The sequence below is a fragment of the Chryseosolibacter histidinae genome (assembly GCF_018598225.1).
GTDB classification, from domain to species: domain Bacteria; phylum Bacteroidota; class Bacteroidia; order Cytophagales; family Cyclobacteriaceae; genus Chryseosolibacter; species Chryseosolibacter histidini.
The window spans coordinates 26,363-44,463 of record NZ_JAHESF010000043.1 but is presented as its reverse complement, the minus strand read 5'-3'; the positions used below and the strand labels follow the sequence as shown (position 1 = coordinate 44,463).

The window sequence follows — 18,101 nt, the reverse complement described above, 5'->3', positions numbered from 1 at the left end:
AAGAACGCCACACATCAATAGCTATGCATTTTTTAGAGCTTGCTTGACTAAATCTTCCAAGGTAATGGTATTTCCTGATTTTTTCAGGACGGTATCCACACTTTTCTCCGCCACTGCTTTGGGCAGACCAAGTGTGAGTAAAGCAGATAACGCTTCTCTGCGCAAGGTATTGTGCGGACCTGCAGAAACCGTTGGCTGGCTTTCTTCCCAGGTCTCTTTTTTGAGCTTATCTTTTAGATCGATGATCACCCGTTGTGCCGTTTTTCCTCCAATACCCTTGATCGCCTGGAGGGCTGCCGCGTTTTCCTGTACAATGGCAGTCTTGAGCTCGTTGCTGTTCATATACGAAAGCATAACAATAGCTGTACCCGGGCCTATGCCGTTGACCGAAATGAGCTGCTGGAACAGTTTCTTTTCGGCCTCATGGCTGAACCCGAAGAGCACGTGGGCGTCTTCGCGGATGGCAAGGTGTGTAAAGAGCAGGATATTCTCCTGCTCTTTGATATCTGAGTACGTCTGAAGCGAAATGTTAACATGGTAGCCCACCCCGTTCACCTCGATGATCACAAATGTAGGCTCCTTATGGGCAAGTCTTCCTTTCAGAAAAGCGATCATAATCCTGCGCGAAGGTTAGAGGTGATCATTCTGGTCGTGGAGCTGGGCATCCACCACAGCAATGGCGGCCATGTTCACGATCTCGCGGATCGAGCTTCCGAGCTGCAGGATGTGAACCGGCTTTTTCATGCCCAGCAGGATAGGACCTATAGCCTCTGCACCGCCGATCTCCATCAGCAGCTTGTAGGCAATATTTCCTGAAGAAAGATTGGGGAAGATAAGGGTATTGGCGCCCTCTTTTGCCAGCGCGCTGAACGGATAGGTCTCATTCTGGATCTCGGTGTCAAGCGCCACGTTTGCCTGGATATCGCCCTCCACAATGAGATTTGGATTCTTCTTCTTGGCCAGCTGCACGGCGGCCCTGCTCTTCTCCGGAACTTCTCCCTTGGACGAGCCGAAGTTCGAATACGACAGCACGGCGATGCGCGGCTCCATGTCGAAGAATTTTACACCGCGGGCCGTGAGCTCGATGATCTGGGCGAGCTCCTCAGCGTTGGGGTCAACGTTCACGGTAGTGTCTGAGAAGAAATAGGTGCCTTTTTTGTTGGTGATGATGTACATGCCCGCCACGCGGTTCACACCCTCAGCCACGCCGATCACCTGCAGGGCAGGCGAGATGGTCTTCGGATAATCTTTTGTAAGCCCCGATACCAGCGCATCTGCGTCGCCGAGCTCCACCATCATCGATCCGTAGTAGTTTCTTTCGCGCATGAGGCGAACGCAATCCTGGTAAGTGATGCCCTTGCGCTGACGTTTCTTGTAAAGCACCTCGGCATACCGTTGTACGGTTTCGTTCTCTTCACGCGGGTAAATGATGGGGCAGTCGTGCAGGTCGAGCTTGTGATCTTCGATGAGCTGCAGGATCTCTGCACGGTTACCTAACAAGATGGGCTTGGCAATGCCTTCGTCTTTGAGCACCTGCGCTGCTTTCAGGATCTTATGGTGCGTGGCTTCGGCAAAAACAACGCGCTTCGGATTTTTCTTGGCGCGGTCGATGATGCGCGACATCAGCTTCTGATCGATGCCGATGCGTTTCTGCAGCTCGTCGTGATAGGCGGCCCAGTCGGTGATGGGATTCTTGGCCAGGCCCGAGTCGATGGCTGCCTTGGCAACTGCTGGCGCCACGGTGGTGATCAGGCGAGGGTCTAGCGGTTTGGGGATCAGGTAATCGCGGCCGAACTTGATCTTGTCTGCGCCGTAAGCTTTCACCACCATGTCGGGCACGGGTTCTTTGGCGAGGGTAGCCAGCGCATGTACGGCGGCAAGCTTCATGGCTTCGTTGATCTCGGTGGCGCGTACATCGAGCGCACCACGGAAGATGTAGGGGAAGCCGAGCACGTTGTTCACCTGGTTAGGATGATCGGAGCGGCCTGTGGCCAGGATCGCGTCCTGCCGGGTTTTGCGGGCCAGGTCGTAGGCGATCTCGGGATCAGGATTGGCCAGCGCAAATACGATCGGATCACTGGCCATGTTCAGCAGGTCTTGCGGGGTGAGCGCGTCTGCAATGGAAAGCCCGATGAAAACGTCGGCGCCTTTGACGGCTTCCTGTAAAGTGTTGGCTTTGGTGTCGGTAACAAATTGTTTTTTGATGTCGTCCAGGTTGGTGCGGCTTTTATTCAGCACGCCCTTACTGTCGCACATGATGATATTTTCCGGCCTGGCCCCCAGCGCTATGTAGAGCTTGGTGCAGCTCACGGCCGCGGCACCGGCACCGTTCACAACGATCTTGACCTCGCTGATCTTCTTGCCTACGATCTCCAGCGCATTCAGCAGGGCAGAGCATGAGATGATGGCGGTGCCATGCTGGTCGTCGTGCATGATGGGGATGTTCATTTTTTCCCGCAGCACGGTCTCGATCTTGAAACACTCGGGTGCTTTGATGTCTTCCAGGTTCACGCCGCCGAACGTGGGCTCCAGCGCTTTTACGATCTTGATAAAGGCGTCCGGGTCTTTCTCATCGATCTCGATATCGAAGCTGTCGATGCCGGCATATTTTTTAAAAAGAACGGCTTTTCCTTCCATCACGGGTTTGGATGCCTCGGGCCCGATATCTCCCAGGCCGAGCACGGCGGTACCATTGGAGATCACGGCCACCAGATTTCCTTTGGACGTGTATTTGTACACATCTTCTTTATTTATCGCTATCTCTTTGCAAGGTTCCGCCACGCCGGGAGAATAGGCCAGGGCCAGGTCCATCTGAGAGCTGAGTACTTTGGTGGGAACAACTTCGATCTTTCCTGGCTGTCCCTGCATGTGATAGTTCAGGGCGTCTTCCTTTCTAATTTTAATAGACATGTATGGAAATTGATTTTAAGGTGTCAAAGATAATAAGTGGATAGGAAACATTTTTTTAAATTGTATAGGGTGCGGCAATGCAGGCATCAGCCGTGAATACGCCCGTATTTAATGAAAATAGCCCAAAATCCTCTCATGGGAAATTAAATCATCTTTCCCGGGGCACAATGGCCAGGCATAAGCCGTAGTATAGTTCCTTGTAACGATCATAAATTATGGGTTCGCAGCAGTGGTTTAAGGGGTATGCAATTTACAGTATCGTTTTTCTGATCGGGCTTATGCTGGTGGGCAACATCTATCTCATTTACCGCAATAGCCAGGTGATAGAATACAACAAGCACCTTCACGAGGAGGCAGAAAAAATCAAGTCGAATACAGTTGAAATCATCAGAAACTTACATCTGCTCGACATGTCGCTGCGGAGTTACGCGCTGGTGAAGCAGAAAAAATACCTGGTTATTGCCGACAGCTGTGTGGCGGTAAAGGAAGTGATATTCGGTCAGCTGAAAGAAGGCCTTGCGCATCACGGTTTCCCGATGCGGCAATTTTTTCTGATGCGCGATTCCGTTAACGCCTATTACGACATTGTGGCACGGAAACGGGAAGCACTTGTCAACGGCCGCCTCGACGCTTTTATCCACCTGCTCGAGCCCGACCCCGGCTACCGCGCATGGGCCGCCTATAAACCTTTTTCGGACGGTGTGAATATATTCGAGACACGGATCAGCGAAAAAGCGCAAGCCGAGTACGCAAGGGCACTGAGAAACAGCTACCTCATGCAGATCGTCCTGTTCCTGATCGCCATTCCCACCATGGCCTACACGGCCTACTATACATCGCGTGCCCTCAACCTGTCTGAACAGCTGCGAAAGCTGAACGAAGAGAACTACAGGATCGTAGCCGGGCAGAATGCCAAGCTCGAGCAGATGGTGCATGAGCGTACGCGCGAGATCCTTACCCAGAACGAAGAGATCATCTCGCAGCACGAAGAGATCGCCGCCCACAACGAACAGCTCGTGTCACAGCAACATGAGATAGAACAGCAGCGCAACGAGCTCAGTATCCGCAATCAGCAGCTGGAGAAAGCGCAAAAGATCATCGAACAACAAAACGAGCAGATCCGCATCAGGCACGATGAGCTGAAGGTAGAGGTAGACCGGCAAACGCAAAACCTGAAAAAAACCAACCTGGAGCTGATCGAGCACAATAACCGGCTCGAGCAATTCGCCTACATTATTTCGCATAACCTGAAGGCGCCCATGGCCAGGCTCAGCGGACTGTCAGCCATTCTCGATCATGCCCGGAGCCAGGCAGAGGCTAATTCGATCGTTAAAATGATGGTGCGGTCAACAGGTGAGCTCGATCATGTGATCAAAGACCAGGGTTTTATCCTGGAAGCCCAGAAGCCCGGCGCCACCATGTTCACGGCGGCTGTGGATCTCAACGCCACGCTGGCCAAGGTCATCGCCATGCTGGAATATGAGATCAGAGATACCGGGGCGGTAGTGCAGACAGATTTTGAAGTGGAGACATTCTTTTCACTTCCTCCATACATTGAAAGCATTTTGTATAACCTGCTGAGCAACGCCATCAAGTACCGGCATGCGCACCGGGTGCCTGTGATCAGGGTTGCGTCGAAACACGAAGATGACCTTACTTTCAGGCTGGAGGTCAGTGACAACGGACTGGGTATTGACCTTGAACGAAATAAAGACAGCATCTTCAACCTCTACAAGCGCTTCCACTTTCACGTGGAGGGCAAGGGGCTTGGATTATACCTTGTCAAGACCCAGGTGATGGCCCTGGGCGGCAGAATTGAGATCGACAGCAGGATCGACGAGGGAACAACCTTCACGCTGTTCCTGAAACGCCAATAAACTTTTTACGCGATCAGATCCCTACGATCAGCTTCTGTCCTACCTGGATCTTGTTGTTGCTGAGCTTGTTCAGGCTTTTGATCTTTTCGATGGTGAGGCCGTCGAATTTTTTGGTGATGTCCCACAGGGTATCTCCGGGCTGCACGGTGTACGTTTTGGAACCCGACATGGAGAGATTCGTTTTGCTGCCCGAACTGCTGGAAGCGATCGCCGTATTGCGAAGGCTCGGTTTGAGCCACACGGTGAGGCGCTGACCACTGCGGATGTTATTGCTCTTCAGGTTATTCCATTTTTTGAGGTCCGTTACTTTTACGCCGTGGCGCATGGCGATTGAACCCAGCACGTCTCCACTTTTTACCTTATACACAATACGGTCGCGGCCATAGGTGCTTCCGGCGGTATTTTTAGCCAGCAGCTCGAGCTCTTTTTTGCCCACTTTGGAGGCCGAGTCGAGAATGGCAACACGGTTGAGGTCAAGGATACCTTTGGATTGCTGTGGAACGTGGATCACAAAACTTTTTCCGGTTTCAGGAACGGCATTGCGCTGGATGGAAGGGTTCAGCTTCTGCAGATCGTCAACGCAGGCGCCGGTGAGGCTGGCCAGGGTTTCGAAGTTCAGGAACTTGTTCACCTTCAGGGTATCGGAATGTACCAGCATCTCTTCACCTTCGTGGATGAAGTTGTGCTCGTCAAGATGGTTCATGGTGTAGATGATGGCCACGAACTGGGGCACATAAGAACGGGTCTCGCGCGGAAGGTTGGCGTAGATCTCCCAGAACGTTTTTTTGTAGCCCGACCTGCGGATGGCGCGTTTTACGTTGCCCGGGCCGGTGTTGTATGCGGCCAGTGCCAGCTCCCAGTCATGGAACATGCTGTAAAGGTCTCTCAGGTAACGGCAGGCGGCGTCGGTGGATTTTTCAGGATCCATACGCTCGTCAATATACCAGTCGTTGTGCAGGCCATAGTATCTGCCGGTGGCCGACATGAATTGCCAGAGGCCTACCGCTCTTGCCCTTGAAATAGCCCTCGGGTTCAGCCCCGATTCAATGATGGAGAGGTATTTCAGCTCGTCGGGCATGTTGTATTTGGCGAGGTATTTTTCGAACAGGGGGAAATAGAGGTTTTTCCTGCGCATCATCATGCGGGTATACTCACGGTCTTTTACCGTGAAGTAGTTGATGAATGCGTGCACCTTATCGTTGTAGATCAGGGGGATTTTTTTCTGGATGCAGTACAGGCGGTCGCGCAGCAGCGCGGGGTTGTCGTCGCCGGGAATATATTCCAGGTCTGCAGGCAGTGAATAATAAACGAAGTCTGCCGTGTCTTCCTTGTACATGATCTCTTCTTCTGCCTCGGCAACCTCGAGTGAATCAACTACAAGAGAATCAAGCTGTGCATAGGTAAGGGGAGCTGAAAAAATGATGAAGAGTAAGTTTAAAAAATGTTTTTTCATGCCTGGCCGGATTTCATGATAATGTTTGAAAAATGTAAAAGTTTCGATTCTTCGAAGTCATCCGCAATCACTTGCAGTCCGATGGGCAGCCCGTTCCTGTCTTTTCCGCAGGGTACCGAGATGGCGGGAACACCCACCACATTAGCCTGAACGGAAAAAAGATCTGCCAAGTACATCTCCAGCGGATTATCGGTATGCTCACCCAGCTTAAAAGCCGTAGTGGGTGTAATGGGCATTACGATAAAGTCGTATTTAGTGAGAATCTCCTTCGTCTTTTCGCGGATGATCCTGCGAACTTTCTGCGCCTTCGTGTAGTAGGCATCGTAGTAACGAGCACTCAATACAAATGTACCTAATAAAATCCTTCGTTGCACTTCTTTTCCAAAACCTTCTGATCTGGTTTTTTTGTACATCGAATGTAAATCGGTGGTCTTGTCACTCCTGTAACCATACCTTACACCGTCGAACCGCGAGAGGTTGGAGCTCGCTTCGGCGGTAGCGAGAATGTAGTAGGTAGGAAGGATGTACTCCATCAACGGAAAATCGATTTCCTCAACCGTATATCCATCTGCCTTCAGCCGGTTAATGGCTGCCAGAATATTTTCGCGGATCTCGGGTTGAAGCCCTTCCGATGAAAGCTCACGTATGTAAGCTATGCGATAAGATTTGTTATTGTCAGCGGTGAGATCGCTGCTGTACAACGGCACAGGTTTCTGCGACACGGTACTGTCATACGCATCGGCGCCGGCGATCACTTCCAACACGAGGGCAATATCTTCCACACACTTGCCGAAGATGCCGATGCAGTCGAAGGATGATCCGTAGGCGATGAGGCCATGACGCGAGATCCTGGAGTAGGTGGGCTTCAGTCCGACAACGCCACAAAATGCGGCGGGTTGTCTTACGGAGCCACCCGTGTCGGAGCCAAGCGAGATCTGACAAAGGTCTGCCATGACAGCCACGGCCGAACCTCCTGACGAGCCTCCAGGAACACGTGTGTTGTCAAGGTCGTTTTTCACCGGTCCGAAGGCCGAGTTCTCGTTCGAAGAGCCCATGGCAAATTCGTCGCAGTTCTGCCTGCCGATGATGATAGCATCTTCGTCCAGCAGCCGCTGCACTGCGGTAGCATTGTATTGGGAGATGAATCCGTCGAGGATCCTGCTGGCACCCTGCAGGGGATGATCTTTATAGGCAAGCACATCCTTGATGCCCACCACGAGACCGGCGAGCTTGCCGGCCTTACCACTTTGAAGTTTTTGGTCTATTTCAGCTGCGCGGGTCAACGCTTCAGCCTCATACACACTCAAAAAGGCATTGAGGTGTTCTTTCTGACGAATGTTGGAGAGATGGTGCCTGACTAAATCCTGACAGGAGAGGGAGCCTCGCTGCAGATCGTTCCGGATGTCTCGAAATGAAGCGTAGGGTTTCAACACTTATCTTCCTTCTTCGATTTTGTTAGCCTCTTTGGTAGAGTCCTCTACTTCTTTCTTGACGTCTTTTACAGCGTCTTTGAACTCACGAACACCTTTTCCAAGGCCTTTCATGAAATCAGGAATTTTTTTCGCGCCAAAAAAGATAAGCACGAAAAGGCCTATCACAAGGATTTCCTGCATGCCGACCCCGCCTAAAAACAACAGTATCGCTTTCATATCAATAAAATTAATTTCAGTAATGCTTTTTAGATGACTTCCTACAGGCTTCGATAGAATGCCATGCAGAACAACAAAAGTAGGGTAAAAAATCCATGATTTATAACGATTTTTTAAATCAGTTGACAATTGACAAAATGGCAATTGACAATGGCTGGAGTAATGGTCGGGGGGCTTTTCTTCAACTCCAATTGACAACCTGCCCGTGAATCTGCAAACCAGAACGTTGTCAATTGTCTAATTGTCAACTGTCAACTACATATTCCTCAGCCAATTCTGCGGGTCAAGGGGCTCGATGTTCTTCCGGATCTGGAAACGCAGCTGTGAAATGCCTTCCACGTTCGAGATCACCGTTCCAACTTCCTGCTCAACCACCACTTTCTGGCCCTGTTTTACATAAACATCTTTAAGCCCGGCATAAACGGTAAAGTATTCGCCGTGTTTGATGAGCACCGTATAGCCTACATTGGGCACAAAGGCCACCCAGCTCACCTCGCCCTCGAACACACATTTCACTTTTTCATTTTCTTTGGTCTGGATGAATACCCCCTCATTCTTGGTGACCACACCTTTCAGCACCGGGTGGTTCTGCAGGCCGAATTTCTGTGAAATGAAGCCTGACGCTACCGGCCAGGGCAGCTTGTTCTTGTTCTCTTCAAAAGACGAAGACAGGGCAATGGCTTTGGGGGCGCCCGCCGCCGCTGCGGCCGCCGCCTCCCGCTCGATCTCCTCCTTGATGATGGATTCGATCATCTTATCGAGCTTGGCAATGGTTTCCCGTGTTTCTTCCAGGTCTTTTTTCAGCTTCTTCTCCTCCTTTTCAAGCGCTTTCAGCAGGCTGCTCTGCTTTTTCTTCAGGTCGGCCAGGTTTTGATTTTCGGTGACGCCATCCTGCAGCAGCTTGTTCTTTTCTGCCCGCTGGTTTTCGATCTGTTTTACCTGGCCCGCGAGCTCATCCTGTACTTTTTCTATCTGGTCTGCCTGAAGCTGGCGTGTTTCACCATACTGCTCCATGTACCGGAGGCGCATCACCAGCTGATCGAACGAACCTGCCGAAAATAAAAAAGTGAGTCGTGTGGTGCTGTTGTTGGCTTTTTGTGCGGCAAAGAGCATGGCCGCATACTCTTTCTTGAGCTTTTTCAGATCCTGCTGAAGGGCCTGGATAATGTCGTTGTTCTCACCGATGTCTTCGTTCAGGAAATTGATCTCTCTTCTGATGGAGCTGATGAGGTTTTCCTGCTCCACCACGCGCTGGTTGAGCGCATTGAGCTCGCCGATGGAGTTTTTCTTCTTTGTGGAGGTTTCCGCCAGGATCTTCTCTACTTCCTTGATCTTCTCGATGTTCTGCTGCTTTTCTTTCTGAAGCTGGGCCTTCGTTTTTTTTTGTGCGTAACAAACAGAAAGGGAGAGGCCCAGGAAAACGAGAAGAAAAAGCCTGCACCTACCTGCGTTCATATCGCTTCGGAATATTGAATGGAAATTTGAGCTCACGCGTGCCCACTTCTGCCTTGTTGTACTCAAAAATGATGGTCGTGTTCAGCAATCCCGACAAGGTCTTATAAAAAAGATTGATCGTTCCATTGTAAGGGAAAACCTTATCGCCCACTGGCTGGAAATTTGAATAATTGACGATCAGTGAATTGCTGCTGTTGCCTTCCTTCAGCTCCACCTTTTCGATCTTCATGCTGGCAGCGTTAACATAATTGACAACGTTGATGGTGCCCACTTGTTGTTTCAGCAGGTACATAGAACTTTCCTGCACGGCCTGGTCGCTGCCTGAGCGGGCGATAATGGGGTTGCCCAACATGGCAGACTGGATCACGCCGTAATTGATATTGAAGTTGAAACGTTTGGAGAGCTCGGCGTAGTCGAAAACATAATATTCTTTGTCAACGGTGCTCACAATGGTAATGGAGTCCTTATTGATGAGCGCTTTGCCGCCCTGGATACCGATCACGTTGAACTGCATCCAGATCACACTGTCTTTTCTTACCCTGATGGTGGCTTTTACCTCACGTTCTTTGTTGGCATCGCGGAGGATCATCCTGGCCTTCCCCTGAAAGTAGTCGAAATCGATCTCTTCAATGTTTAAAGTTGTCTTTGGGGTGGAGACGGTTGGTGCGGTCACTTTTTTGCTGCAGCCGGTTGCAAGCACAATGAGTGTGACGGCCAAGAACCAAAGGCTCTTATTCATAGATTTTTCGATTGGCTATTTTTTTGTTGAGAATTTCACTTTTAGCGTTCATCCCACGCGCTTTTTCCCACTGTATCACCGCATTGTCAACATCTCCGAGCTGGTACAATATGTCGCCGTAGTGTTCAAAGTGTGATGCATTGGCTTTCCCGGTGCTGATGGCCCGCTCAATGAACTTTCTCGCCTCTTTGTATTTCTGGCGAACATACAACACCCACGCATGGGTATCAAGAAAGGTAGGATTATCCGGATTATTTTTAACCAATGTAGCTGACATTTTTTCAGCTTTTTCGAGGTTTTCTTTGCGCAGGGCCAGGTAATAGCTGTAGTTGTTCAGCAACGTGGCGTTGTCAGGGTCAGTGGCCAGCGCATCTTCGTAAGCCTTGTCTGACTTCACATAATCTTTTGTGGCGTTATAGGAGTCGCCCAGCATGCCGTTGATCTCCGCCACCAGCTGCGCGTTAGAAGCCGCCAGCTTTTTGGCCTGCTCGAACGAAGCGACTGCTTCAGGATACTGATGCTTGCGCATGAAAGCATAACCATTGAAGTAATGGATCATGGCCTGGTTAGGGAAAATCTCCAGCGCTGTTTCAGCATGTTTGACAACGTTGTCCCACTGCTCGAGCTGTGTTTCCAGGTAAAGCAGGTTTTCCCATACCTCGAAGCTCACCTCGCCCTGGTCTACGGCTTTCAGGTATGCCTTCTGCGCTTCCCTGTTCCGGCCGGTGGACAGGTAAAGGTCGCCGCCAACAATGTGCACATTGGTGTTCTCAGGATTGCTGGACAGTAACTTTTCGTAAAGGCTGATGGCAAACGCTTCCTTATCAGGATCTGAAAGATTTTTGGTCTTGAGCTGGTGCAGCTCGGCATTGTAAGCACCCAGGATGATGATCTTGCTCGAAACATCCACCGAGGGATCGCTGAAGAGGGCTGTGAGCAGCGGCCTTGCCTTCTGTTCCTGCTGTGTATCGCGGTAGAAACCCGCCAGCAGCATTTTGGCATTGCCGGCGCCGGGATTTGCAGCCGCGAATTTCTCCAGGTACTGGATCGCCTGGTCGCGAAGTCCTTTCTGTGAGAGCAGCTCTGTGAACGACATCACAAAACGTTCCTCTTCCGGAAAAGTATTGATAAGCTTATCACCCTCCGCCAGGGCCTCTTTGATGCTCCCGTCTTCCAGGTAGAGCCTGATCTTCTGCAAAGACGACGTCTCGTTCACGCCGAAGATATTCTCTGCCCGCGTATAAGTTTTAATGGCATCATTGGGCCTGTTCGCGTACTGATATACGGCAGCCAGCTCGTATAAATATTCTTCAGTGCCCTTCACTTCGCTGATCATCGTCTCGTAGGCTTCGGCTGCCTTGTCGAATTTGGCGAGGCTGTTGTAGATGCTGGCGGCCAGCAGGTAGAAGTACTTATTGCCTTTGTACAGCTTCACGGCGGTCTCTATGCTCAGCGAAGCCTTCAGCAGGTCGTCCTGCTTGTTGCTCCTGGCCAGCACATCCGCGATCTTATAATGCACGGTGGCATTTTCGGGATTGATCTCCAGGGCCCGCTGATAGTACAACAACGCTTTGGCGTAATCTTCCAGGATGAAGAACTTTTCACCTTCCGTAAAGTAAAATTCGGCTTCCCTCAGTCTCAGGCCCTGGGGCGAGTCTTCGGGTCTCTTTTTCCGTTGCGCATACGTTGAGGCGGGCGACAGGATACCGATCGCCAGAAGCAGAATGATCAGATTATGGATGCTGCGCAATTTCAAATCAGGTAATGGTGTTAAAATCTCCAACGCTCAAGTCGAGCGGTCTGGCCTCAAAATTAACGAAATTCCCCAACATACTATTTTCCAATACGGCCTGTGAAACTTTACTATTGGTCTGGATGATAGAATTGATGATCCGGCTGTCTTTTATGTGAGAATTCCTGCCTATTGAAACGTAGGGTCCGACCACGGAATTTTCGATCACCGCCTCATCGCCCACGAAACAGGGAGGGATGATCACGGCATTGTTGAGCCGTGCTTTGGGCGAAACGAGCTTCTCACCCTTGATGAACTCCAGGTAGCGCTGGTTGGTCTGCACCGTCACGTTCTTGTTGCCGCAATCGAGCCACTCTGACACGCGCCCCGGCGTAAACTTCGCGCCTTTTTTGTTCAGGTTCTGCAACGCCGTGGTAAACTGGTATTCACCTTTTTCCTTGATGTCGTTGTCGATGAGGTATTGCATCTCGGCAGCCAGCGCTTCGCCGTTCTTGAAGAAGTAGATGCCGATAATGGCAAGGTCCGAAACAAAAGTTGAAGGCTTTTCGACAAACTCGATGATCTCGTTCTTGTCGTTCAGCCGCACCACGCCAAACTGCGACGGGTCGTCTACCTGCTGAACCCAGATGATGCCGTCTTTTGAAGTATCGAGTCTGAAATCTGCCTTGAACAATGTATCGGCAAAGGCAACGATCACCTTGCCTTTGAACAATTCCTTCGCGAACAGCAAGGCATGCGAGATGCCCAGCGCCTCTGTCTGATAAAAGATGCTTCCCGTGGCGCCCACTTCAGCAGCGATGCCTTTCAGACTCTCTTCCACTTCCTTACCGAAAGAAGGGTGAATGATAAAACCGATCTCATCTATTTTTTCAGGACAGACCTTCGCAATATCTTCTACCAGGCGGTGTACAATGGGTTTGCCGGCAATGGGAAGCAGAGGTTTGGGAATTGTAAGGGTATGCGGTCTCAGCCTTTTGCCAAGCCCGGCCATGGGGATAATGATGTTCATGTGATTTGTCTTCAGTTATTGGTTGTCGGAAACAACGACCAGTAGCTGCTAAAAAATCACGCCCGCTTTTTCACAAATTGTTTCCTTTCGAGCAGGTAAATACCCGCGAGATAGATGCCAATAACCAGGGCATGAAAACCCGTGGCCACGAGTTGATCCTCTATTTCTATCGCATTAACACCATATACGATCAGCAGGGTAACTACAATGTAGGCCACCGATTTTGCGATATCATACGGAATAGGATAGAATTTCTGACCGAGCACGTAACAGGCCACCGTCATGCCCAGGTAACACAGCAGGGCTGCCCAACTGCTGCCTTCGTAACCCGCGATGGGTATCAGGAGGTAGTTGGCTACCACGGTGATGATGGCTCCGCCGATGGTGATAATGGTGCCGTAATAAGTCCGGTCCGTAAGCTTGAACCACACCGAGAAATTATAATAGACTCCCAGCAGGAGATAAGACAACAGCAGGACCGGAACAATGTGCAGTCCTTCCCAATAGGCGGGCTTCGCCAGGAAATATTTTAAAATATCGAGGTTAATGGAAACACCGATCAGCAGTATGCAGCATACGATGATAAAATAGTGGTTTACCCTGGCAAAAAGTTGGGGAGAATTTTTCTCAGCGGCATTGGAAAAGAAAAATGGCTCCGCTGCGTACCTGAATCCCTGGATGGCCAGGTTCATGAGCACCGCAAACTTATAGGCCGCGCCAAAGATCCCGAGCGCGAATTCAGTGCTTTTGCCCGCATAAAAATTTTCCGGCAACCAGTTCTCCAGGGTGATCCTTGAAAACATCTCGTTGGTGATACCCGCCAGGCCAGTCAGCATCACCGGGTAGGCATACCGTAAAGTCTCGGGTGAAAGCTGGCGGTCGTACAACGGGCGCCATGACAGCAGCGACCTGGCGAAGAAGACAATATAAAAAGTGTTGGCGATCAGGTTGGCCAGCACCACCCATCCCACATCGCGGGTGTCGCCGGGCATGAGCTTGAGGAAGTAGACGTTGAGGCCTACATAGATGATGATGTTGAAGACCTTGCCGAAGGCGAACTTGATCGCTTTTTTTTGCAGCCGCAGCCGGGCGAAAGGAATGGCCACCACGGCATCGGTGAACATGATCAGCGCCAGCCAGATCACCAGGTCGGGCCTTGAAGCAATGTCGAGAAATCCAGCGATCGGTTTTGCCATCAAAACGATGATCAGCGACAGCAGTGTGCTGATGGCGATCACAACGGTGAGGGTAATGTTGAAGACCTTTTTTTCGTCGGCGCCGGGTTTGTTGGCAAAGCGGAAATAAGCCGTCTCCATGCCGAACATAAAAAGTGTATTGATCACGGCTACGTAAGCGAACAGCTTGGTGATAACACTATATTCTTCAGGAACAAAAGCATCGGTGTGTAAACGCACCAGCAAAAAATTCAGGAACCGCGGAACGATGCTCCCGAAGCCGTACAGCACGGTCTCGCCGGCAAGGCGTTTTATCTTACCCATGCCTGTAGTGGTAGTTTAGAAATGTATTGCTGCAAAAACGACGTGAAGTAAGATCCATGCTTTTATTTTCCTTTGAACACGGGCTGCCTTTTTTCCAGGAATGCGGCAGTCCCTTCTTTAAAATCGCCGGTAGCGGCACATTCGCCAAAATGTGTGGCTTCAGCAGCATACCCTTCCGATTCAAAGCTGAATCCGGCATTTACACTTTTGATCACGTTGGCCACGGCCAGGGGACCTTTGCTTAAGATCTTCGTCATGATCTTTTCGGCCAGCGCCATCAGCTCATCGCGTGTAGCAACAACATGATTTACCAGGCCAAGGTTCTTGGCTTCCTGCGCTGTTATAATATCGGCCGTGAGCATTAGCTCCAGTGCTTTGCCCCTGCCAACCAGCTGGGTGAGTCGCTGCGTACCGCCATACCCGGGAATGATGCCCAGGTTTACTTCGGGCTGACCGAACCGCGCATTTTCTGTAGCAAGGCGCATGTGACACGCCATGGCCAGCTCGCAGCCACCCCCGAGGGCAAATCCGTTTACGGCGGCGATCACCGGCTTATCACAGTCTTCCAGGGATTTGAACAGCTTTTGTCCTTTCTGAGCCAGCTCCAGCGCCTGCTGTTGGCTCAAGGCAGCCAGTTCCCTGATGTCTGCCCCGGCAACAAATGCTTTTTCGCCTTCACCGGTAAGGATCATGCCCCTGATGCCGGCATTTTGATACACGTCATGCATGATCTTCTGGAGACCGTTCATTACCTCACTATTCAGGGCGTTGAGGGCATCGGGGCGGGAGATGGTTACAGTAAGGATCCCGTTGGTTTGTTGTGTTTTCAGTAAAGACATCGGTAGATATTGTTGGGGCTGCAACTTATGAGGTTTTGCCAAAGACTCAAGCGCCCCTGGGCAAGAAAGAACACCTCGGTCTCAGGGATACCCTTACCCGAAGAAATTATGCCAATATGATATAATATTTCCATTTTGTCCCAAATCTGGATATCGGTTCACGATAAAAGTTGCTTTTTTAGCCCTTCCAAACGGTTTATGCATACTGGTGAACTTATTGCAATTCATGCTGCAAACGATCAAGATATGCGGTTAGAATGGATCTCAGGGAAAAACGGATTTTTAAAAATCAGTCAGAGGAGCAAACTTTTTGCAAACGTTTGCATACAGCCGTTCAATCGTTTGTTTAAACATATTTATCGTAACCGGCAGCATATGAGCGCATTAGACGTAATTTTGACAGTAGGAAAGAATAAGTTGGGGCCTGTGTCCGTGAAAAGAAGTGCTATTGTTGGACTGGGATTAATGGTATTAATCGCGTCCGTATCGTTTGGGCAAACCGTCTGTACCGTGACGAACCCAAGTCCATATTATTGGAACAACCCAGGTGCGACCTGTTCAGAGGGCGGCAATGCCAGCACCAAAAGCATCTTAAGAATTCCTGCCGGAACAACCGTTTATTTCAATTCAGTTGATGATACCTGGACTGGCACGCAGATGGAAGTTTATGGTACGGTGAATATCGTTGCCGGCGTGACCATTAATGCGAATGTTGTTGTCATGAATGGCGGCCGTATCAATATTTCAGCTAAGCTTACGCTTGGTACCGGAGATCCCGGCTGTAATTATACGCTTGCCGTACGAACAGGGGGCCTGGTAGATGTTGGCGATACCGGTTCAGACAGGCTTAGCATCTGTGGTGAGGAAATCATGAAAGGTAACGGCACATGCAACAGCTGTGGCGGTACCAATTCAGGCAAGTGTGCTTATAACGGCAGTCCTTATTGTGAGCCCACAGGCGGTTTTAAAGGCCCTACCGGCTACTATCAGGGCGGATATGATGGAACGTTGCCTGTGAAATTGTTGAATTTCGCGGCGGCCGCTGAAAGTGAAGCCGTAAATCTCTCGTGGACCACCACCACCGAAAAAAATCTTTTGAAATTCGTACTCCAGCGTTCAGACAATGGCATCGATTTTCAAGACATCGGTGAGGTAGCTGGTTCAGGTGCCGATACCGACAATATAGAAACGAGCTATTCTTTTACAGACAAGGCTCCGTTGCTGGGCTTCAATTATTACCGACTGAAGTCCGTAGACCTCGATAACACATTCGAATTTTTAGGCCTGGAGCTCGTGAAGTTCAATGGCAGCAAACACATGACGGTCTATCCCAATCCGTCATCCGGAAACAGCTTCCAGGTGCAGACAAATTTCCGCCCTGCCGAGGATGACTACATCGTGGTGAGCAGCGCGTTGGGTGTTGATATTCTGCACTTCGCCGTGAACAACTTCGATGGAAAGATCGCCTTTGAGAATAAGCTGCAGCCCGGTGTTTACCTGGTGTCTTATGTCTCCGCAGACTTTAAGGAAGTTTCAAGGGTGATCGTAAAGAACTAGGCAACAGGAGTTCATCGGACTAAGGTGCCATTCATGGGCTGGAAATAATAAGATAGTCCATCCCGCGCCTGAAAATGGCCAAAATACTGGCAAAGATGCTCTGAGTCTTCCCTGAGTCTTCTCTGAGTCTTCCCTGAGTCTAAGCTAAGAGACGGAACAATCCATAATAAAATCCATGAACGAGCTGGCGTGCCAGGTCTAATTGTGAACCAGGGCTGGTAATTCTTGCAGGTTCAACAGAATTTCCTTTGTCATTTCCTGCAGCCCGAAGGAAGGTTGCCAGCCCCAGTCTTTGCGGGCGGCAGAATCGTCGATGGACCTTGGCCATGAGTCTGCAATGGCCTGCCTGAAATCCGGCTGGTAGGTAATCGTGAATTCGGGAATGTGCTTCTTGATCTCTTCAGCGATCTCTGCCGGTGAAAAGCTCATGGCAGAAATGTTATAACTCGATCGCACCTTCACTTTCTCCGCGGGCGCCTGCATCAGGTCGATGGTTGCCTTCACCGCATCATCCATGTACATCATGGGCAGGTAGGTGTCGGGTTTTAAGAAGCATTCGTATTTCTTATCGGCGAGTGCTTTGAAAAAAATATCTACGGCATAGTCTGTGGTACCGCCGCCGGGTTTGGTCTTGTAGCCGATGAGTCCGGGGTAGCGCAGGCTTCTCACATCCACGCCATGTTTTCTGAAATACCAGTCGCACCAGCGTTCACCCGCCTGCTTGGAGATACCGTAGATGGTGGTGGGATCCATCACTGTGTCTTGCGGCGTGTGGTCTTTGGGTGTTGTGGGCCCGAAGGCAGCGATGGAGCTTGGCCAATAAACTTTTTCGATCTTGTATTCAACAGCAGCGTCCAGCACGGAGATCAGGCTATCCATGTTCAGGCTCCAGGCAAACTTCGGATTCTTTTCTCCCGTGGCCGACAATACAGCCGCCAGGTGATAGATCTGCGTGAAGTTGTTTTTTTGGATGAACTCGAACAATGCTTTTTGTTTCAGCACGTCAAGGATCTCGAACTGTCCCTGGCTCAGAATGCCCTGCGGTTCTTTAATATCAGTGGCCACTACGTTTTCCTTACCATGAAGACGCCACAGGCCTTGTGTAAGCTCCGAGCCAAGTTGTCCTCCGGCTCCGATAACCAGAATCTTTTGTTTTTTCATGCTGTTGTGCCGGCAAATTAATCAGGAATAGGCTATTAAAATTCAGACCGATTTTTATTTTGCCTTTTGTCCCCTTCGCACAATAAATGACCAGGATTGACTGGATTTTCAGGATTAACAGGATTAACGTGATGTTGTACTTAAAGTATATAGAGACGGTAGATAAAATGCATTCAACCTGCTCATCCTGAAATCCAATA

The 18,101-nt window shown here is 50.2% G+C and carries 14 protein-coding genes; 2 read left to right on the top strand and 12 right to left on the bottom strand.

What is annotated here, in order from left to right:
* Window positions 1-21: 21 nt before the first annotated feature.
* Together ruvA and KK083_RS27095 are read right to left on the bottom strand one after the other, a co-directional pair.
* Window positions 22-615: a Holliday junction branch migration protein RuvA gene (gene ruvA / locus KK083_RS27100; RefSeq protein ID WP_254169273.1), complete on the bottom strand. Its 594-nt coding sequence runs from the start codon at window positions 613-615 to the stop codon at window positions 22-24.
* Between the two features lie 15 nt (window positions 616-630).
* Complete coding sequence (locus KK083_RS27095) at window positions 631-2,910, bottom strand: NADP-dependent malic enzyme (protein WP_254169272.1); 2,280 nt, start codon at window positions 2,908-2,910, stop codon at window positions 631-633.
* Between the two features lie 215 nt (window positions 2,911-3,125).
* Here KK083_RS27095 and KK083_RS27090 point away from each other — a divergent pair, with 215 nt between their 5' ends.
* Window positions 3,126-4,787 (top strand): sensor histidine kinase, encoded by a 1,662-nt coding sequence (locus KK083_RS27090; RefSeq protein ID WP_254169271.1) that lies wholly within the window; start codon window positions 3,126-3,128, stop codon window positions 4,785-4,787.
* A gap of 13 nt (window positions 4,788-4,800) precedes the next feature.
* Here the strand turns inward: KK083_RS27090 and KK083_RS27085 are convergent, their stop codons facing one another.
* From KK083_RS27085 to KK083_RS27045, 9 genes are all read right to left on the bottom strand, one after another.
* Window positions 4,801-6,240 (bottom strand): lytic transglycosylase domain-containing protein, encoded by a 1,440-nt coding sequence (locus KK083_RS27085; RefSeq protein WP_254169270.1) that lies wholly within the window; start codon window positions 6,238-6,240, stop codon window positions 4,801-4,803.
* Complete coding sequence (gatA, locus tag KK083_RS27080; RefSeq protein ID WP_254169281.1) at window positions 6,237-7,670, bottom strand: Asp-tRNA(Asn)/Glu-tRNA(Gln) amidotransferase subunit GatA; 1,434 nt, start codon at window positions 7,668-7,670, stop codon at window positions 6,237-6,239. Before gatA ends, KK083_RS27085 begins: the two co-directional genes overlap by 4 nt.
* A gap of 3 nt (window positions 7,671-7,673) precedes the next feature.
* Window positions 7,674-7,889 (bottom strand): Sec-independent protein translocase subunit TatA/TatB, encoded by a 216-nt coding sequence (locus KK083_RS27075; protein ID WP_254169269.1) that lies wholly within the window; start codon window positions 7,887-7,889, stop codon window positions 7,674-7,676.
* Window positions 7,890-8,144: 255 nt separating this feature from the next.
* Window positions 8,145-9,344, bottom strand: a complete 1,200-nt coding sequence (locus KK083_RS27070; RefSeq protein ID WP_254169268.1) for a murein hydrolase activator EnvC family protein — start codon at window positions 9,342-9,344, stop codon at window positions 8,145-8,147.
* Entirely contained in the window at window positions 9,331-10,083 is a 753-nt protein-coding gene (gene lolB1 / locus KK083_RS27065; protein WP_254169267.1) for a lipoprotein insertase outer membrane protein LolB1, read from the bottom strand. Before lolB1 ends, KK083_RS27070 begins: the two co-directional genes overlap by 14 nt.
* Complete coding sequence (locus KK083_RS27060) at window positions 10,076-11,839, bottom strand: tetratricopeptide repeat protein (protein ID WP_254169266.1); 1,764 nt, start codon at window positions 11,837-11,839, stop codon at window positions 10,076-10,078. Before KK083_RS27060 ends, lolB1 begins: the two co-directional genes overlap by 8 nt.
* Window position 11,840: 1 nt before the next feature.
* The gene (locus KK083_RS27055; RefSeq protein WP_254169265.1) at window positions 11,841-12,845 is read right to left on the bottom strand and encodes a sugar phosphate nucleotidyltransferase; all 1,005 of its coding nucleotides are present in this window, start codon (window positions 12,843-12,845) and stop codon (window positions 11,841-11,843) included.
* A gap of 56 nt (window positions 12,846-12,901) precedes the next feature.
* Window positions 12,902-14,344 carry an oligosaccharide flippase family protein gene (locus KK083_RS27050; protein ID WP_254169264.1) on the bottom strand — a complete coding sequence of 481 codons (1,443 nt, stop codon included), beginning with the start codon at window positions 14,342-14,344 and terminating at the stop codon, window positions 12,902-12,904.
* Between the two features lie 62 nt (window positions 14,345-14,406).
* On the bottom strand, window positions 14,407-15,183 hold the full coding sequence (locus tag KK083_RS27045; protein WP_254169263.1) for an enoyl-CoA hydratase/isomerase family protein: 777 nt from the start codon (window positions 15,181-15,183) through the stop codon (window positions 14,407-14,409).
* A 510-nt stretch (window positions 15,184-15,693) separates the two neighbouring features.
* On the opposite strand from KK083_RS27045, the gene KK083_RS32700 reads away from it, so the two are divergent.
* A complete protein-coding gene (locus KK083_RS32700) occupies window positions 15,694-16,740 on the top strand; it encodes a T9SS type A sorting domain-containing protein (protein WP_254169262.1) in 1,047 nt (348 codons plus the stop codon).
* A 198-nt stretch (window positions 16,741-16,938) separates the two neighbouring features.
* Here KK083_RS32700 and KK083_RS27035 read toward each other — a convergent pair whose 3' ends face one another.
* On the bottom strand, window positions 16,939-17,901 hold the full coding sequence (locus KK083_RS27035; protein WP_254169261.1) for an NAD-dependent epimerase/dehydratase family protein: 963 nt from the start codon (window positions 17,899-17,901) through the stop codon (window positions 16,939-16,941).
* Window positions 17,902-18,101 lie beyond the last annotated feature (200 nt).